This is a genomic window from Microbacterium lacusdiani (assembly GCF_054779895.1).
The window spans coordinates 35,562-53,962 of the sequence record NZ_BAAGXJ010000029.1; the positions used below are offsets into that span (position 1 = coordinate 35,562).

Genomic DNA, 18,401 nt, shown 5'->3' on the forward strand with positions numbered 1-18,401 from the left:
GAGATTTCCAAACAGGAGACATCAATTGCTCGACGCAACCACTTTCGATGAGCTTCGCATCGGCCTGGCCACCGCCGACGACATCCGTCGTTGGTCCTTCGGTGAGGTCAAGAAGCCCGAGACCATCAACTACCGCACCCTGAAGCCCGAGAAGGACGGTCTGTTCGGTGAGCAGATCTTCGGCCCCTCGCGCGACTGGGAGTGCGCCTGCGGCAAGTACAAGCGCGTGCGCTTCAAGGGCATCGTCTGCGAGCGCTGCGGTGTCGAGGTCACCAAGAGCTCGGTCCGCCGTGAGCGCATGGGCCACATCGAGCTCGCCGCGCCCGTCACGCACATCTGGTACTTCAAGGGCGTGCCCTCGCGCCTGGGCTACCTGCTCGACATGGCGCCGAAGGACCTCGAGAAGGTCATCTACTTCGCCGCCTACATGGTGATCTCCGTGGACGAGGATGCGCGTCACCGCGACATGCCGACCCACGAGAACAACCTGCGTCTCGAGATCAAGAACATCGGCGACCGCCGCGATGCCCGCATCGCCGCCCGCCTCCAGAAGCTGGAGGAGGAGCTCGCCGCTCTCGAGGCCGAGGACGCCAAGGCCGACCAGAAGAAGAAGGTCAAGGACGCCGCCGAGAAGGAGATGGCGACGATCCGCAAGCGCGCGGACGAGCAGGTCGCCAAGCTCGAGCGCATGTGGGACGAGTTCCGCAACCTCGAGGTCGGCCAGCTCAAGGCGGAGGACGACGTCTTCCAGGAGCTGCAGGACCGCTTCGGCCAGTACTTCGAGGCCCACATGGGCGCCGAGGCGATCCAGCGTCGCCTGGCCGAGTTCGACCTGGCCGCCGAGGCCGAGTCGCTGCGCCTGCAGATCACCGAGGGCAAGGGTCAGCGCAAGATCCGCGCGATCAAGCGCCTGAAGGTCGTCTCGTCGTTCCTCTCGACCGGCATGTCGCCGGCCGCGATGGTCCTCGACGTGGTCCCGGTGATCCCGCCGGAGCTGCGCCCGATGGTCCAGCTGGACGGCGGCCGCTTCGCGACCTCCGACCTGAACGACCTGTACCGCCGCGTGATCAACCGCAACAACCGTCTGCGTCGCCTCATCGACCTCGGTGCCCCCGAGATCATCGTGAACAACGAGAAGCGCATGCTGCAGGAGGCCGTCGACGCGCTGTTCGACAACGGCCGCCGCGGTCGTCCCGTCACCGGCACCGGCAACCGCGCCCTGAAGTCGCTCAGCGACATGCTCAAGGGCAAGCAGGGTCGCTTCCGTCAGAACCTGCTCGGAAAGCGCGTCGACTACTCGGGCCGTTCGGTCATCGTCGTCGGCCCGCAGCTCAAGCTTCACCAGTGCGGTCTGCCCAAGCAGATGGCGCTCGAGCTGTTCAAGCCGTTCGTGATCAAGCGCCTGATCGACCTCGGTCACTCGCAGAACATCAAGGCCGCCAAGCGCTCGGTCGAGCGCACGCGCCCTGAGGTCTGGGACGTGCTCGAGGAGATCATCCGCGAGCGTCCGGTGCTGCTGAACCGCGCCCCCACGCTGCACCGTCTGGGCATCCAGGCGTTCGAGCCGCAGCTCGTCGAGGGCAAGGCCATCCAGCTGCACCCGCTCGTCTGCGCGGCCTTCAACGCCGACTTCGACGGCGACCAGATGGCCGTCCACCTCCCCCTCTCGGTGGAGGCGCAGGCGGAGGCGCGCATCCTGATGCTCGCGTCGAACAACATCCTGAAGCCGTCGGACGGCCGCCCGGTGACCCTGCCCGCGCAGGACATGATCATCGGTCTGCACCACCTGACCACGCTGAAGGACGGCGCCAAGGGCGAGGGCCGCGTGTTCGGCTCGGTGGCCGAGGCGATGCTCGCGAAGGACGAGGGCACCCTCGACCTGCAGGCGAAGATCCGGATCCGCATCCCGGGCCTGACCTTCCTCGAGGGCCAGGCGCCCGAGGACTACGAGACCAAGGGCCTCGTGGACACCTCGCTCGGCCAGGCGATCTTCAACGACCAGCTGCCGAAGGGCTACCCCTTCGTGCGCGAGCAGGCCGACAAGGGCAAGCTCTCGCAGATCGTCAACAAGCTGGCGGAGGAGTACCCGAAGACCGAGGTCGCGGCCACGCTGGACCGCGTCAAGGACGCCGGTTACTACTGGGCCACGCGCTCGGGTGTCACGGTGTCGCTGAGCGACGTCATCACGCCCGCGAACAAGGCCGAGATCATCGCCAAGTACGAGCAGCAGGCGGCCAAGGTCACCTCGCAGTACGAGAAGGGCCTCACGACCGACGCCGAGCGTCGTCAGGAGCTCATCAAGATCTGGACCGAGGCGACCGACGAGGTCCAGAAGGAGATGCGCGCCGCGTTCCCCGAGGACAACACCATCAACCGCATGGTGTCGTCGGGTGCCCGTGGTAACTGGCTGCAGATCCGCAACATCGCGGGTATGCGAGGCCTGGTGAACAACCCGAAGGGTGAGATCATCCCCCGCCCGATCATCTCCTCGTACCGCGAGGGTCTGTCGGTGGCGGAGTACTTCATCGCGACGCACGGTGCCCGCAAGGGTCTGGCCGACACGGCCCTCCGTACGGCCGACTCGGGTTACCTCACGCGTCGTCTCGTGGACGTCTCGCAGGATGTCATCATCCGCGAGGACGACTGCGGCACCTCGAAGGGCCTCGAGTACCCGATCGCCGCGTTCGACTCGACCGGCACGCTGGTCAAGGACGCGAACGTGGAGAACGCCGTGTTCGCCCGCACCCTCGCGGTCGACGTGGTGGGCGAGGACGGCACCGTGCTCGCCGCCGCCGGCTCGGACGTGGGCGACGTGCTCATCGACCGCCTGGTCGAGGCGGGCGTGGAGTCCATCAAGGTGCGCTCGGTGCTCACCTGCGACTCGGCCGTCGGCGTCTGCGCGCAGTGCTACGGCCGCTCGCTCGCGACCGGCAAGCTCGTCGACATCGGCGAGGCCGTCGGCATCATCGCGGCCCAGTCGATCGGTGAGCCCGGCACGCAGCTGACGATGCGCACCTTCCACACCGGTGGTTCGGCTTCGGCGGACGACATCACGCAGGGTCTGCCCCGCGTGCAGGAGCTGTTCGAGGCCCGCACCCCCAAGGGCGCGTCGCCGATCGCCGAGGCCGCCGGCCGCGTCACGATCGACGAGACCGAGAAGGCCAAGAAGGTCATCATCACGCCCGACAACGGCGACGAGCCCGTCGTCTACCCGGTGCTGAAGCGTGCGACCCTCCTCGTCGAGGACGGCCAGCACGTCGAGGTCGGTCAGCCCCTCCAGGTCGGCACGCTCGACCCGAAGGAGATCATGCGCGTGCAGGGTGCCCGCGAGGTGCAGAAGTACCTCGTCGGCGGCGTGCAGGGCGTGTACCGCTCGCAGGGTGTGCCGATCCACGACAAGCACATCGAGGTCATCGTCCGCCAGATGCTGCGCAAGGTCACCGTGGTCGACCACGGCGAGACCGACCTGCTCCCCGGCGAGATGGTCGACCTGCGTCGCTACCAGGACATCAACCGTGCGGCCGTGGCCGAGGGCAAGCGCCCCGCGTCGGGTCGTCCGGAGCTGATGGGTATCACGAAGGCGTCGCTCGCGACGGAGTCGTGGCTGTCGGCCGCCTCGTTCCAGGAGACGACGCGCGTCCTCACCGAGGCCGCGATGCAGGGCAAGCGCGACCCGCTCGTCGGCCTCAAGGAGAACGTGATCATCGGAAAGCTGATCCCCGCCGGCACGGGCCTTGCGAAGTACCGCAACGTCACGGTCGAGGCGACGGAGGAGGCGAAGAGCGAGCGGTACCCCAACCGCATCTTCGCGTCGGACGGCGCCTTCGCGGACGGCGACTACAGCTACGTCGACTTCGACGCGTTCTCGACGGACGACTTCACGCCCGGCACCTACAACTGAGCGTGAACGGATGAACCGGAGGGCCCTGGCAGCAGCCAGGGCCCTCCGGCGTTTCTCTCCCGGGAGCGGCGAGGCTCCGCGGTCGCGTCCGGTCGGACCGGTACCCTCGGGCAGGCAGGGGACCGTCCCCGACAGCGTGAGGAGTGCTTCGAATGAGTGACGCCCAGGGTCGTGACCGCGAGCCCACCACCGGCGAGCCCATCGAGGGATCGGCCGAGCCGGCGCCCGCGGCGGACGACGCCGCCCGAGCCGAGCACGCAGAGACCGACGCCTCCCGCACGGACGACGCCGCGAGCGACGCGGCGACCGGCGATCCCGCCGCCGACACGACGGATGAGCCCGCCGGCCCCTCGGACACGGGCGAGATCCCGGCTTCCCGCCGCGAGTTCCGCAACACCGGGGCGATCGACACGGTCGCTACGCCTCAGGACGACGCGCCCGTGACGCGGCCCGCGGCCGATGAGACGCCCGCCGCGGAGGAGCCGGACTACGCGGCGCTCGCGGCCGACCTCGACGCCCTCGAGAACCGGGGCGCGACGACCACGCTGCCCACGCGCTCCGCCGACGCGGGCGAGCCCGCGAAGAAGCCCGACCCCTGGTTCGAGCCCGCCGACACCACGCAGACCTTCACGGCCAGCGACGCGTACGACGCGCCGCCCGCCGAGCCCGCGATCACCGCGAGCGAGCCGGTCGCTCCCGAGCACGCCGCCCCCGCGGCGCCGCCGGCGCAGCTGCCGATCTTCGTGCAGGCCCCCGAGCCGCCGCGCGCCAAGGGCAACCGCGGTGCGTCCGGCGCGATCGGCATCCTCGCCGCGCTGGTGTTCGCGGTGCTGTACTTCGGTGCGACGCTGGGCTACCGCGCGCTGCTCGGCCAGGTGTCGACGGACAACGTCGCCGACGCGTCGCTCGAGCTGCTCACCTCGTTCGAGCTCTGGGTGCCGGTCGTCGTCTTCTTCCTGGGCTTCTGGCTGCTGGGCGCCCTCGTGAACCGCGCGCGCTGGGCCGCGTGGGTGCTCCTCGGGGTCTTCGTCGGCGCGATCGCGTACCTCGGTCACATCGCCGGACAGCTGGTGCAGGCGCCGTTCTGGAACATCACGCCCAGCGAGGGCTTCCAGCTCGTCGAGGAGCAGCTGCTGTCGCCGCTGGCGATCGCCGCGTTCGTGTTCGGCCGCGAGATCACCATCTGGTTCGGCGCCTGGGCCGCCCGCCGCGGCGCCCGTGTGACCGAGCGCAACGCCGAGGCGCAGGCCGAGTACGAGCGCACGCTCGAGGCCGGTCCCAAGCTGAGCAGGTGAGGTCGCCGCGAACAGCATGACGTCGCCGGGAGCGCCCGGGAGGTTCCCTCCCGCGGCGCTCCTCGCGTTCGCGGTCGCGGGATACGTGGCGCTGGTCGTGTTCGGCTCGGGCATGCTCAGCCTCGCGACCGACCGGGACGTGATCGCGACGCCCGGGCTGAGCCCCGTCCCCGGCCCGCTCGCCGCCGGCGTCGCCGCGCTGGCGTTCGCCGCATCCCTGTGGCCGGCGCTGCGGCAGGAGCATCCGAGGTACACGGCCGTGATCGGCGTCGCGCTGTTCACGGCGCTCGCGCACCTGGCCGCCCTCTGGATCCTGGCGCTCGTGTTCGGCGCCGACCTCGCCACCGCGACCGCGGCCGCCGGGGGAGCGGCCACCAGCTGGACCTCCGCGGTCTTCGCCGGCGCCGCGGTCGTCGCCGGATGGGCGGCCCTCGCCGTCCGCCGCACCCACGCCCACCGCCCCCAGTGGCCCTGGGAGCAGGACGAGGACGGGGAGTAGGGGCGGCGGGGCGGTGCGTTTCGTCTCCGCTTCGCTCCGCTCAACGACCGCCACTCAACGACCGCAGTAACAGAGATGCCGGTCGTTGAGCGGAGTGAGCGCCAGCGAACGGAGACGAAACGGTCCAGGCGTCCTGCGGCGCTGAGCCCCCTCCCGCGCCTACGCTTATGGCGTGGAGCGCTCACTCGAGACGCAGGTGAGCCAGGCGGTCGACGCCTGGCTGCGCTGGGTGCCGCGCTGGGAGCCGGCCACGCACCGCGGCCGGGTCGCGCCCTGCCGGCGCTGCCTCGGATCGCCCATCCTGTCGTCCGCGGGCCTGGGGTCGGATGTGCCGCACGGCGTGCAGCACGGGCTCTCGACCAGGATCAAGACCATCGTCGACCAGGCGGTCGCCGAGTACACGTCGCGCAACCTTCCGATGCTCCAGGCCGAGCTGGATCAGCAGGCCGCCCGCAACCGCGCGCGCAGCTACCGGCCGACTGAGGGTCTCGACCCCGAGTTCGAGGGGCTGCCGCTCGACCCGGATCCCGTGCCGGGCGCCCCGTTCCTGTTCACCCTGTCGGGCCTCGCGAGCGAGGAGGAGGCGCAGGTGCCGAGCCTGCCGCCGCTCTCCGAGGAGGCCAAGGCGGCGCTGCGCCGCGAGGTCGCGCTGGCCGACGAGTACGCCAACCTGATCGGCCGCGAGGTGTGCGGCATCCTGCTGCACCACCGACTGCGCATCCACGCCGCGGTCGTCGAGTTCGTCGAGCCGCAGATCGAGGCCATGCTCGCCGAGCTCACCCAGAGCCTGGACGCCCCGTTCGACCCGCACGATCCGGGCGACGGGGCCCTCTGAGCGCTTGCACCGACGGCGTCCCGGAGGGTGGAGCGACACGCCGTGAGCCGTGCGATGCGCTATCATGATTCGGTGTGCGTGTAGGCGCGCCCGCTTGCGTGCGCGTGAACCACACATAGGGAACGACCTGCGAACAGGTCACCCCCACGGCATACCCACCACCTCAAACGCTCGACACATCCTGTCGCGCGGGTGGGTCTACGTGAAACCGCGTCGCAACACCGAGCAACACGTCGCGATGCGGGGAACAACCCGCTGTCACCGTGCAGCCCAACTAGGAGAGAACGTGCCAACCATTCAGCAGTTGGTTCGCAAGGGCCGTTCGCCGAAGGTCTCGAAGACCAAGGCGCCCGCCCTGAAGGCGAACCCGCAGCAGGCGGGTGTCTGCACCCGCGTCTACACGACCACGCCCAAGAAGCCGAACTCGGCCATGCGCAAGGTCGCCCGTGTGAAGCTCCGCAACGGCACCGAGGTCACCGCCTACATCCCGGGCGAGGGCCACAACCTGCAGGAGCACTCGCTCGTGCTGGTCCGCGGTGGTCGTGTGAAGGACCTCCCCGGCGTCCGCTACAAGATCGTCCGCGGTGCGCTCGACACCCAGGCTGTCAAGAACCGTAAGCAGGCTCGCAGCCGCTACGGCGCGAAGAAGGGCTGAGTCAGATGCCTCGTAAGGGACCCGCCCCGAAGCGCCCCGTCGTCAACGACCCGGTCTACGGCGCTCCGATCGTCACGCAGCTCGTGAACAAGATCCTCGTCGACGGCAAGAAGTCGATCGCCGAGAACATCGTCTACACCGCCCTCCAGGGCGTCGAGGCGAAGAACGGCCAGGACGCCGTCGCGACGCTCAAGAAGGCGCTCGACAACGTCCGCCCGACCCTCGAGGTCCGCAGCCGCCGCGTCGGCGGCTCGACCTACCAGGTGCCGGTCGAGGTCAAGCCGCACCGCGCGAACACGCTCGCGCTGCGCTGGCTCGTCAGCTACGCCAAGGGCCGTCGTGAGAAGACGATGACCGAGCGTCTGATGAACGAGATCCTCGACGCCTCGAACGGCCTCGGCGCCGCCGTGAAGCGTCGCGAGGACACGCACAAGATGGCCGAGTCGAACAAGGCCTTCGCGCACTACCGCTGGTAAACAGCACCCCGCATCCACGGATGCGGATCCGCCGGCCCCGGATGACGGGACCCGCCGTCCGGGGCCGGCACCCACGCTCTACTCCACACCACACGTAAGGAACCGCAAGTGGCACAAGAGGTGCTCACCGACCTCAAGAAGGTCCGCAACATCGGCATCATGGCGCACATCGATGCCGGTAAGACCACGACGACCGAGCGCATCCTGTTCTACACGGGCGTCAACCACAAGATCGGTGAGACGCACGACGGTGGCGCCACGACCGACTGGATGGAGCAGGAGCAGGAGCGTGGCATCACGATCACGTCCGCTGCTGTGACGTGCTTCTGGAACAACAACCAGATCAACATCATCGACACCCCCGGCCACGTGGACTTCACGGTCGAGGTGGAGCGCTCGCTCCGCGTGCTCGACGGCGCCGTTGCCGTGTTCGACGGCAAGGAGGGCGTGGAGCCCCAGTCGGAGACGGTGTGGCGTCAGGCTGACAAGTACAACGTGCCCCGCATCTGCTTCGTCAACAAGATGGACAAGCTGGGCGCCGACTTCTACTTCACGGTCGACACGATCGTCAACCGCCTGAAGGCCAAGCCGCTCGTGCTGCAGCTGCCGATCGGCGCCGAGAACGACTTCGTCGGCGTCGTCGACCTGGTCGAGATGCGCGCGCTCGTGTGGCCCGGCGACGCCAAGGGCGACGTGACCATGGGCGCCAAGTACGAGATCACCGAGATCCCGGCCGACCTGGCCGACAAGGCGGCCCAGTACCGCGAGCAGCTGCTCGAGACGGTCGCCGAGACCGACGAGGCCCTGCTCGAGAAGTACTTCGGCGGCGAGGAGCTCTCGGTCGAGGAGATCAAGGGCGCGATCCGCAAGCTCACGATCGCCAGCGAGGTCTACCCGGTCCTCTGCGGCTCGGCGTTCAAGAACCGCGGCGTGCAGCCCATGCTCGACGCGGTCGTCGACTACCTCCCGTCGCCCCTCGACGTGCCGGCCATCGAGGCCCACGACCCGAAGGACGAGGAGAAGATCATCGAGCGTCACGCCGACGCCTCGGAGCCCTTCGCCGCGCTGGCCTTCAAGGTCGTGTCGCACCCCTTCTTCGGTCGTCTGACCTACATCCGCGTGTACTCGGGCTCGCTCGAGTCGGGCGCCCAGGTCGTCAACTCGACCAAGGGCAAGAAGGAGCGCATCGGAAAGATCTTCCAGATGCACGCCAACAAGGAGAACCCGGTCGACTCGGTCACCGCGGGTCACATCTACGCGGTCATCGGCCTCAAGGACACGACCACGGGCGACACGCTCTCGGACGCCGCCAACCAGGTCGTCCTCGAGTCGATGACGTTCCCGGAGCCGGTCATCGAGGTCGCGATCGAGCCCAAGACGAAGGCCGACCAGGAGAAGCTGGGCCTCGCGATCCAGAAGCTCGCGGAAGAGGACCCGACGTTCCGCGTCGAGAACAACGCCGAGACCGGTCAGACCGTCGTCAAGGGCATGGGCGAGCTGCACCTCGACATCCTCGTGGACCGCATGAAGCGCGAGTTCAAGGTCGAGGCCAACGTCGGCAAGCCGCAGGTGGCGTACCGCGAGACGATCCGCAAGGTCGTCGAGCGTCACGACTACACGCACAAGAAGCAGACCGGTGGTTCGGGTCAGTTCGCGAAGATCCAGTTCAAGCTGGAGCCGCTCGAGGTGACCGCCGACAAGACCTACGAGTTCGTCAACGAGGTCACCGGTGGCCGCATCCCGCGCGAGTACATCGAGCCCACCAACCAGGGCTTCCAGGACGCGATGAACACGGGTGTCCTCGCGGGCTACCCGATGGTCGGCGTCAAGGCGACCCTGGTCGACGGCGCCTCGCACGACGTCGACTCCTCGGAGATGGCGTTCAAGATCGCCGGCTCGATGGGCTTCAAGGAGGCCGTCCGCAAGGCGAACCCCGTGCTGCTCGAGCCGCTCATGGCGGTCGAGGTCCGTACTCCCGAGGAGTACATGGGCGACGTCATCGGCGACCTGAACTCGCGTCGCGGTCAGATGCAGTCGATGGAGGACGCGCAGGGCGTGAAGGTCATCAAGGCCCTCGTCCCGCTGTCCAGCATGTTCGGCTACATCGGCGACCTGCGTTCGAAGACGTCGGGCCGCGCTGTCTACTCGATGGAGTTCGACAGCTACGCCGAGGTCCCGAAGGCCGTCGCCGACGAGATCATCCAGAAGGGCAAGGGCGAGTAATCGCCTCAGCCTGATGGGCTCGGCGGGGGCCGCCCGAGGGTGGCCCCCGCCCCGAAAACTTCATATCGAGTCTCTACTAGACTGAAGAACATCCCCGGACAGAACCGGTCGCAATCCAGCGCCCGGCCATGATCCATGAACCGTCCTGAGGAGGACCCAGTGGCTAAGGCCAAGTTCGAGCGCACCAAGCCGCACGTGAACATCGGAACGATCGGTCACGTCGACCACGGCAAGACGACGCTCACCGCGGCGATCTCGAAGGTGCTCGCCGACAAGTACCCGTCGGACGTCAACGTCGTGCGCGACTTCTCGTCGATCGACTCGGCTCCCGAGGAGCGCCAGCGCGGCATCACGATCAACATCTCGCACGTCGAGTACGAGACGCCGAAGCGCCACTACGCTCACGTCGACGCCCCGGGTCACGCCGACTACATCAAGAACATGATCACCGGTGCCGCCCAGATGGACGGCGCGATCCTGGTGGTCGCCGCGACCGACGGCCCGATGGCCCAGACGCGTGAGCACGTCCTGCTCGCCAAGCAGGTCGGCGTTCCCTACCTGCTCGTCGCGCTGAACAAGGCCGACATGGTCGACGACGAGGAGATCCTGGAGCTCGTCGAGCTCGAGGTCCGCGAGCTGCTCTCGTCGCAGGGCTTCCCCGGCGACGACGCTCCGGTCGTCCGCGTCTCGGGCCTCAAGGCTCTCGAGGGCGACGAGAAGTGGGTGCAGTCGATCGTCGAGCTCATGGAGGCCGTCGACGAGTCCATCCCGGACCCGGTGCGCGACCGCGACAAGCCGTTCCTGATGCCGATCGAGGACGTCTTCACGATCACCGGCCGTGGCACGGTCGTCACGGGCCGCGCCGAGCGTGGCACGCTGGCCATCAACTCCGAGGTCGAGATCGTCGGCATCCGCCCGACGCAGAAGACCACGGTCACGGGTATCGAGATGTTCCACAAGCAGCTCGACGAGGCCTGGGCCGGCGAGAACTGCGGTCTCCTGCTCCGTGGTCTTAAGCGCGAGGAGGTCGAGCGCGGCCAGGTCGTCGTGAAGCCGGGTTCGGTCACGCCGCACACGAACTTCGAGGGCACCGCGTACATCCTGTCGAAGGACGAGGGTGGCCGCCACAACCCCTTCTACACGAACTACCGCCCGCAGTTCTACTTCCGCACCACGGACGTGACCGGCGTCATCTCGCTGCCCGAGGGCACCGAGATGGTCATGCCCGGTGACACCACGGACATGACGGTGGAGCTCATCCAGCCCATCGCCATGGAGGAGGGCCTCGGCTTCGCGATCCGTGAGGGTGGCCGCACCGTCGGCGCCGGCACGGTGACCAAGATCATCAAGTAAGTACCTCCAGTACTCGCTTCGGGAGCGGGGTCGGATCTTCGGATCCGGCCCCGCTTTCGTGTTCTCTGGGGGTCGTTGAGCGGAGCGACGCACCGCCCCCGGTCGTTGAGCGGAGCGAAGCGGAGTCGAAACGTCTCCGAACTCACCCTGCGCGCTCCGCTCCTCCACAGCCCCACCCGGTACCGTGCCCCACATGACCGACGTCCTCGGCCCGAAGCCCCCGCGCAGCCACGCCCGCATGTGGGTCACCACCCTGCTGCTGCTCGTCTACGCGGGCTTCGTCTCGCTCGTCACGCTGTGGCCGGATCCGTCCGACCTGGAGTTCGGCAGCATCGCCGAGCGCGTGCTGCGCGTGCTCTACCGCTTCGGCGTGCCCGAGTGGTTCGGCTTCAACGAGCTCGAGTTCGCGGCGAACGTCGCGATGTTCGTGCCGCTGGGCTTCCTGCTGGGGCTTGCGCTGCCGCGACGCGCGTGGTGGCTGGCGCTCTTCCTGCTGCCCGGATACTCCGGCTTCATCGAGTTCACGCAGGCGACGGTGCTCGACTCCCGCGTCTCGACCCTGCTGGACGTCTTCGCCAACACGAGCGGTGGCTACATCGGCCTGCTGCTGGCGATGATCCTGCGGGCCATGATCCACGCGCGCGACCGCCGGATGATCGCCCGCGCCATCTGGGAGCGCGACGCCGAGCTGATCGCCGCGCGGCGTCGGCCGGTGCCGTCGGCTCTCGCCGAGCCGCGGGACGACCCCGCCGAGCGCATCTTCAGCGCGCCCAGGGCCCGCACGGCGGACGACGTCCCCACGATGCAGCTGCCCATCGAGCGCTGACCGTCGCCGGGGTGCGCGGCGCCTGCCGGTTCGGAGTCCGATCCCTCACGCGGTAACGTCGAGGAGACCCGAGGCCCATCCGACCCGCCGCCGCGCGCAGACCCCGGAGTGAGATGTCGATCAAGACCTGGTTCGCCGAGCACCTCAATCCGAAGCATTGGACCGTGAAGACGCGCGTCGTCGTCGCGAGCGTCACGGCCCTCGCCCTGGCCGGCGGCGGCGTCGGCGCGGCTTTCGCGCTGCGCTCCCCGGCCGCGCCCGGGGCCTCTCCGTCCGCGACGCCCACCGCCACGGCTTCTCCGACGCCGACGCCTACCCCCACGCCGACGCCCGAGCCGGCCGCGCTCCCCCGTGCAGCGGCCGCGCGCGCAGTCCCTGGAGGATGGGACTTTCCCAGCGCTGAGGCGCTTCCCGGGGTCCTGCCGGAGGTGGGAAGTGCAGCCGAAGGCTCGGTCGCGCTGGTCGTCGACGCCCCGCGGGTCGACGAGCCGATGGTCGCGGCGGCGGTCACGGTGCCGGTGGAGCCGGGCGTCGAGTACACGTTCGCGGTGGATGTCCGCAGGCTCGGCGACGATGTGGCGGCTGTTCCGGTCGAGTTGATGCTGGCAGGGAGTCCCATCGAGCTCCCGCAGCTCGGCAGCGCGTGGTGGACGATCGAGCACTCCTTCACGGCGGCAGCCGACCAGTCGACGGTCGACTTTCAGGTCGCGCTGTCCGGACCCATCCGCGGCTTCGGCATCGATCGCGTCTCGATGAAGGGGCCCGACGGTGCGGAGCGAGTGCCGAACGGGTCCCTCGAGGACCTCACGAGCGGCTGGGGCATCGTCAACGACAGCCTCATCCTCAACGAGCAGATGGCCACGCTGGCCGTCACGATGGCCCCGGGGCGGGCGACCTGGGTCGCGAAGAAACGCGACGGCTCCGAGGCGGCTCGGGGCACGAGCGAGCTCGGCCGTGCCGTCTCCGCCGTGCGGCTCGACGGTCTGACGCAGGGCTACTACGACGTCGCAGTGACGGATGCGACCGGCGCCACGGTGTCCACGCCCATCGGAGTGGTGAGGATGCCCGAGGCGTATCTCCCTCTGGACGGGCGACTCGGTGCGCACATCCACCCCACTCAGGACCGGTACGACGACGCCGCGGCGGCCGCCTCGTCGGCGGGTCTGGGAGCCGTGCGGCAGAACATCACATGGGCGTTCAACGAGCTGCAGCGAGGCGTGTACGAGTTCCGCAGTGACGAGGTCGAGTCCGCGAGGCGAGCCAACGCCCGCGGCCTCGGTGTGCTCGGCATCGCCGGATGGGGCAACAAGCTGTACGACAGGGGACTGCCTCCGCACACGGCCGAGGGCCTTTCGGCGTATGGGGACTACGCGGCGGCTGTCGCCCAGAACTACGACCTCATCGGGCTGGAGCTCTTCAACGAGTTCAACATCCCGACCTTCAACCCGGGGCCCTGCGGCCTCACGGGTGACTGCTACTACCCCTTGGCCGAGGCGGCGTACGGCAAGATCAAGGCGGTCGCGCCGGACCTGCCCGTGATCGTGGGCGTGACCGGCAACTACGACGATGCGTTCTACCAGCAGCTCTGGGGACGCGGCGGCCTGAACCATTCCGACGCGATGAGCTTCCACCCGTACCAGGTCTATTTCGGCCCGGAGGGGCTCGATCGCGTGGTGCGACAGGCGCGCGACACGATGAACGCACACGGCGAGGCCAAGCCGATCTGGATCACGGAGCTGGGGTGGACGAGCAAGACGGGCGACGTCTCGCTGGAGGAGCAGGGCGCGCGCCTCGTCCGTGCTCAGTCGACGGCGCTGGCCGCCGGAGTCGAGCGCTACTTCTGGTATGACCTCATCAATGACACGACCGAGCCGGCGGATCACGAGGGCAACTTCGGGCTGTTCTGGCAGAAGCGGGACGGTGTCGCGGCCCAGCCGCCCAAGCCGGCCGCGTTCGTGCAGGCTCTGTTCATCGCGGCGCTCGACGGGCGTGCTTTCCAGACAGTCGACAGGATCGACGGGGTGCGGTCCGTATCGTTCGGCGACGTCGGCGATGTCATGAAGGTCGTGTATCCCACCGCCGGCGAGACGACGGTCGAGTATCCGGCATGGGACACCGTCACGGTCACGGACCTCTCCGGGGCGGTCACCGAGCTCGAGCCGCGACAGGGGGCGGTCACGGTCGACCTCGACCGCATCGTGCTGGTGTCCGGAGGGGTGGGGGAGGCGCCGGCCGGGCGATGACGGCTGGCCGGATGCTGGGCGGTCGTCCAGTGCGGCTCTCGTAGGCTGGCCACGATGGCTGCTTCAATGGACGACCGCTACGCCCCGCCGACCCGGCGCATCCGGTCGGGAGGACGCGACCACGCCGTGCCGGCGAGGTCACGTCGCAACCGCATCATCCTCATCGCATCGATCGCTCTGATCGCGTTGCTCGTGGTGTGGGCTGCCTGGCTCGCCGTCAAGGTGCTCACGGTCCGATCGGAGCTCTCCGCCGCTCAAGCGGTCGTCGCCCAGGCGCAGGCCGGGGGCGATATCGGCGCGTCCCTCACGGCGCTCGGCCAGCACGGCGAGGCTGCCGCCGACGCGGCGGCCGATCCCGCGTGGCGCCTCGGCGAGGCGATCCCGTTCGCGGGGCCGAACCTCCGAGCGGTCCGGCTCGCCGCCGAGTCGCTCGACGTCCTCGCCAACGATCTCGGTGCTCCTGCGCTCGAGGCGATCGACGCCGAGAGCGATGAGCCGGTCTTCGCCCGGGTGCTTCCGGTCCTGAGTCAGGTCGAGCCGGAGGTCGCAGAACTCGCACGCGAGCTCGACGCCGTGCGCGCCGAGGCCCTCGTCGCCGAAGTGCGCGAAGGCCTCGACACCGTCTCCCCGCTCCTCAGCGGGGCAGCCGATGCGCTGCCGCTCATCTCGGAGCTGCTCGGCGGGAACGGCCCGCGCAACTACCTTCTCGTCTCGCAGAACAACGCCGAGGCCGTAGGGCTCGGCGGATCGGCCGCTTCTCAGACGCTCATCCGCGCCGACGGGGGCGACATCGAGATCGTGGGGCAGGCGAACAGCCGCCTGTACAAGAACAGCCAGCGTGTGGCGGTCGAGGTGCCCGAGAGCGCGCTCGCCCTGTACAGCGATTACCTGGTCCACCACATCAACACCTCCTCCAGCCGGCCCGATTTCCCGACGATGGCGCAGATCGTGGCGGCCTGGTGGCAGCGGGACATCTCGAACGATCAGATCGACGGGGTCATCTCGATCGATCCGATCGCCCTGAGCTATGTCCTTCGAGCGACAGGTCCGGTCCAGCTGGCGACCGGCGAGGAGCTGAATCACCAGAATGCCGTCAAGCTCCTCCTGAACGAGATCTACGTCCGATGGGGCAGCTACCAGGAGGCGCCGCTGGTCGACGCGTTCTTCGCGAGTGCCGCGACCTCGATCTTCGAGGCGCTCACCGGAGGAGCCTTCGACCCGAAGGAGATGGTGAGCGCGCTCGGCGACGGCATCGACAACGGCTCCATCATGTTCTGGAGCGCGCGCGACGAGGTGCAGCAGAAGATCGAACCTCTGCGGCTGTCGGGCATCCTGCCGACCGACAACGAGGAAGCGACCGCCCTCGGGGTCTATTTCCGGGACGAGTCCATGTCGAAGATCGACTACTACATGAGGTCGGCCATCGACGTCGCGGAGGCGTGTGATGCCGGCACGCGGTCCTTCACCGTTCGCTCGACGCTGCACATGGACATCGCGCAGGCGCAGGCCGACCTGCTTCCGCAGTACATCCGCAGCCACCACTGGGGGTCGCAGCAGTTCCGCACCCAGGTGTACATCTACGGCCCGCCGGGCACGACCGTCGAGAGCGTGGCGGTGAACGGTCGAGACGTGCGGGTGGTGCGCACCGACGTCGAGGATCTCGGTCGCCCCGTGGCATGGTTCACCACGATGCTCGCGCCGACCGAGAGGGCCGATGTCAGCGCTGTGTTCTCCGGCGCGGACGGCGACTACGGCCCGCTGGAGATCCGCTCGACTCCGATGATCAACGACACGGCCTACAAGGTCTCCTCGCAGGGGTGCGCCGCGCGCTGACGCGATGCGCCTGGGCAGGGGTGCCCCCGTCGCGTGCCGGGAAGCGCGTCCACCGGCACGCGACCCGGGAGCGGGGTAGACTGCCACGGTCGCCGTTCGACGGCAACAGGAGGCTTAGGGCTTGACAACCGAGATCACGCGAGCCGAGCAGGGCAGTGCGCCGGGGGGCGCCTCGGTACGTGAGACCCCGGCGCCGTTCTCCGCGGTCGTGCGGACCGCGAGCGGGGGCGTCCCCGTCGTCGGCGGTGCCCCCCGTGGCTCGTTCGATTGGCGCAAGCGCTACGCGCGCATGCTGCGGACGACGGATCTGCTCGTGATCGCCGTCGTGGTCTTCGGGACTCAGTTCAGCTGGCTCGGCCTTCATGCGAACATCCCGATGCCGATCCCCACGTGGCCCGGGCTCTCGTCGTACTCCCTCCTCTCGGCGCTGATCGTCCTGCTCTGGATGATCGTCCTGGCATTGAACGACACACGGTCGGAGCGGGTGGTCGGAGTCGGTGCCGAGGAGTACCGGCGGATCTTCGACGGCAGCTTCATGCTCTTCGGCGTCATCGCGATCGTGGCGTTCGCAGCGGGAATCGACATCGCGCGCGGCTACCTCTTCATCGCGCTTCCGCTCGGCGTCTTCCTTCTCATCGCCGAGCGATACCTCTGGCGCTTCTGGCTCCGGCGTCGTCGCGCGCGAGGCGAGTACTCGGCGAACGTGCTGCTCGTCGGGTCGGAGGCGAGCGTCGCCCACATGGCCCGCGAACTCAAGCGCGACACGGGAGCCGGCTATCACGTCGTGGGCGCGTGCATCCCGACCGGTCGCGTGCACGGCGAGCTGACGGGGACCGATGTCCCCGTCATGGGCAGCGTGGATTCGATCGAGCGCGCCATCAGCGTCACTGGTGCGGACACGGTCGTGATCACGAGCACCGACGCGGTCGGCCCCCAGCGAGTCAAGGAGATCTCCTGGGCGCTCGAGGCCGGACGCCAGCACCTGGTCCTCGCTCCGAGCATCACCGATGTCGCCGGACCGCGTCTTCACATGCGCCCCGTGTCGGGCCTCCCCCTCATGCATGTGGAGACGCCTCGGTTCTCGTCGGGCCAGCGATTCGTGAAGCGGATCATGGATCTGGTGTGCGCCAGTCTTCTCGTCGTCATGCTGAGTCCGGTCTTCGCCGTGCTCGCTGTCCTGGTCTGGAGCACCTCGAAGGGCCCCGTGATCTATCGCCAGAAGCGCGTCGGCCGACACGGGCGAGAGTTCGAGATGCTGAAGTTCCGGTCGATGGTCGCCGACGCGGACAAGCAGCTCGCGTCGCTGCTCGACATGCAGGACATGGGCAACTCGGTGCTGTTCAAGATGCGCAACGACCCCCGCGTCACACCGGTGGGCCGCATCATGCGGAAGTACAGCCTCGACGAGCTGCCGCAGCTCTTCAACGTGATCGGCGGCTCCATGTCGCTCGTGGGCCCCCGCCCGCCGTTGCAGCGCGAGGTGGAGCAGTACGCCGACCACGTGCACCGTCGGTTCCTCGTCAAGCCCGGCATCACCGGCCTCTGGCAGGTCTCCGGCCGGTCGAAGCTGTCGTGGGACGACAGCGTCCGCCTCGACCTCTCCTACGTGGAGAACTGGAGCGTGATGGGCGACATCGTGATCCTGTTCAAGACCGGCAAGGCCGCGCTCATGCCCGGCGACACTGTCGCCTGACGCGCTGGCCGTCGGCCCCGCGGGCAGTCCTGCCCATGACGCCGTGCGTCGCCACTCCCGCTGGATGGGTTCCCCGGTGCGCGTCTGCCTGACACAATGGCGGCGACGCGTCCGATCTGCGGACGCACCGAACCCTTTGGGAGGGGAAATCATGGGCTTCGACGATCTCGTGAACCAGGGCAAGGAACTCTTCGAGCAGAACAAGGACAAGCTCCAGGACGCGCTCCAGAGCGCGGAGGCCGAGGGCGTCAGCGACTCGGTCCTCGACAAGGTCACGGACTTCGCCAAGGGCGTTCTGCCGGACGACCTCGACGCGCAGATCGACCAGATCCGCGACAACGTCGACGGCGCCGTCGGCAACGAGTAAGCAGCAGCGGCTTCCGGCGCCCCCGCCCTCACCGGGCGGGGGCGTCGTCGCGTACCCGGACGAGCGGAGGGCGGGCGATCCAGGTAACGAACAGGTAACGCCCACGGGTCGTCCAGACGCGTCGGCAACGGTGGAGGGTCCCCATTCGCCGCGGCCGCCACCCGAAGGCCCTGCCGCGTGATGCGCCGTTGCGCGCGATGGC

The 18,401-nt window shown here is 68.7% G+C and carries 13 protein-coding genes; all 13 read left to right on the forward strand.

From position 1 onward, the window contains the following. Window positions 1-25: 25 nt before the first annotated feature. The 13 genes from ACYVGN_RS12480 to ACYVGN_RS12540 all read left to right on the forward strand — a co-directional run bounded on the left by ACYVGN_RS12480 (window position 26) and on the right by ACYVGN_RS12540 (window position 18,199). Window positions 26-3,901, forward strand: coding sequence for a DNA-directed RNA polymerase subunit beta' (locus ACYVGN_RS12480; protein ID WP_460791142.1), 3,876 nt, complete (start codon window positions 26-28; stop codon window positions 3,899-3,901). A gap of 152 nt (window positions 3,902-4,053) precedes the next feature. Continuing rightward, window positions 4,054-5,196, forward strand: coding sequence for an ABC transporter (locus ACYVGN_RS12485; protein WP_460791143.1), 1,143 nt, complete (start codon window positions 4,054-4,056; stop codon window positions 5,194-5,196). Between the two features lie 16 nt (window positions 5,197-5,212). Beyond that, on the forward strand, window positions 5,213-5,695 hold the full coding sequence (locus ACYVGN_RS12490) for a hypothetical protein (RefSeq protein WP_460791144.1): 483 nt from the start codon (window positions 5,213-5,215) through the stop codon (window positions 5,693-5,695). A gap of 172 nt (window positions 5,696-5,867) precedes the next feature. After that, window positions 5,868-6,530 (forward strand): spermidine/putrescine ABC transporter substrate-binding protein, encoded by a 663-nt coding sequence (locus ACYVGN_RS12495; protein ID WP_460791146.1) that lies wholly within the window; start codon window positions 5,868-5,870, stop codon window positions 6,528-6,530. A gap of 286 nt (window positions 6,531-6,816) precedes the next feature. Next, a complete protein-coding gene (gene rpsL / locus ACYVGN_RS12500; RefSeq protein ID WP_018171438.1) occupies window positions 6,817-7,185 on the forward strand; it encodes a 30S ribosomal protein S12 in 369 nt (122 codons plus the stop codon). 5 nt (window positions 7,186-7,190) lie between these two features. Next, window positions 7,191-7,661, forward strand: a complete 471-nt coding sequence (gene rpsG / locus ACYVGN_RS12505; protein WP_055992108.1) for a 30S ribosomal protein S7 — start codon at window positions 7,191-7,193, stop codon at window positions 7,659-7,661. A 108-nt stretch (window positions 7,662-7,769) separates the two neighbouring features. Further along, a complete protein-coding gene (gene fusA / locus ACYVGN_RS12510; RefSeq protein WP_460791147.1) occupies window positions 7,770-9,884 on the forward strand; it encodes an elongation factor G in 2,115 nt (704 codons plus the stop codon). A gap of 159 nt (window positions 9,885-10,043) precedes the next feature. Continuing rightward, window positions 10,044-11,237, forward strand: coding sequence for an elongation factor Tu (tuf, locus tag ACYVGN_RS12515; RefSeq protein ID WP_055992114.1), 1,194 nt, complete (start codon window positions 10,044-10,046; stop codon window positions 11,235-11,237). Between the two features lie 193 nt (window positions 11,238-11,430). Beyond that, entirely contained in the window at window positions 11,431-12,063 is a 633-nt protein-coding gene (locus ACYVGN_RS12520) for a VanZ family protein (protein ID WP_460791148.1), read from the forward strand. Between the two features lie 113 nt (window positions 12,064-12,176). Beyond that, on the forward strand, window positions 12,177-14,306 hold the full coding sequence (locus ACYVGN_RS12525; protein ID WP_460791150.1) for a glycosyl hydrolase: 2,130 nt from the start codon (window positions 12,177-12,179) through the stop codon (window positions 14,304-14,306). A gap of 54 nt (window positions 14,307-14,360) precedes the next feature. Continuing rightward, window positions 14,361-16,139 carry a DUF4012 domain-containing protein gene (locus ACYVGN_RS12530; protein WP_460791151.1) on the forward strand — a complete coding sequence of 593 codons (1,779 nt, stop codon included), beginning with the start codon at window positions 14,361-14,363 and terminating at the stop codon, window positions 16,137-16,139. 289 nt (window positions 16,140-16,428) lie between these two features. After that, entirely contained in the window at window positions 16,429-17,832 is a 1,404-nt protein-coding gene (locus tag ACYVGN_RS12535) for a sugar transferase (RefSeq protein ID WP_460791331.1), read from the forward strand. A gap of 151 nt (window positions 17,833-17,983) precedes the next feature. Continuing rightward, on the forward strand, window positions 17,984-18,199 hold the full coding sequence (locus ACYVGN_RS12540) for an Rv0909 family putative TA system antitoxin (protein WP_460791152.1): 216 nt from the start codon (window positions 17,984-17,986) through the stop codon (window positions 18,197-18,199). The last annotated feature ends 202 nt before the right edge of the window (window positions 18,200-18,401 follow it).

Excerpts from the sequence above, each read along its gene's own strand:
- ACYVGN_RS12520 (WP_460791148.1), top strand. The coding sequence starts at position 11,431 with ATGACCGACGTCCTCGGCCCGAAGCCCCCGCGCAGCCACGCCCGCATG.
- ACYVGN_RS12530 (WP_460791151.1), top strand. The coding sequence starts at position 14,361 with ATGGCTGCTTCAATGGACGACCGCTACGCCCCGCCGACCCGGCGCATC.
- ACYVGN_RS12490 (WP_460791144.1), top strand. The coding sequence starts at position 5,213 with ATGACGTCGCCGGGAGCGCCCGGGAGGTTCCCTCCCGCGGCGCTCCTC.
- ACYVGN_RS12525 (WP_460791150.1), top strand. The coding sequence starts at position 12,177 with ATGTCGATCAAGACCTGGTTCGCCGAGCACCTCAATCCGAAGCATTGG.
- ACYVGN_RS12485 (WP_460791143.1), top strand. The coding sequence starts at position 4,054 with ATGAGTGACGCCCAGGGTCGTGACCGCGAGCCCACCACCGGCGAGCCC.
- rpsG (WP_055992108.1), top strand. The coding sequence starts at position 7,191 with ATGCCTCGTAAGGGACCCGCCCCGAAGCGCCCCGTCGTCAACGACCCG.
- ACYVGN_RS12535 (WP_460791331.1), top strand. The coding sequence starts at position 16,429 with ATGCTGCGGACGACGGATCTGCTCGTGATCGCCGTCGTGGTCTTCGGG.
- ACYVGN_RS12540 (WP_460791152.1), top strand. The coding sequence starts at position 17,984 with ATGGGCTTCGACGATCTCGTGAACCAGGGCAAGGAACTCTTCGAGCAG.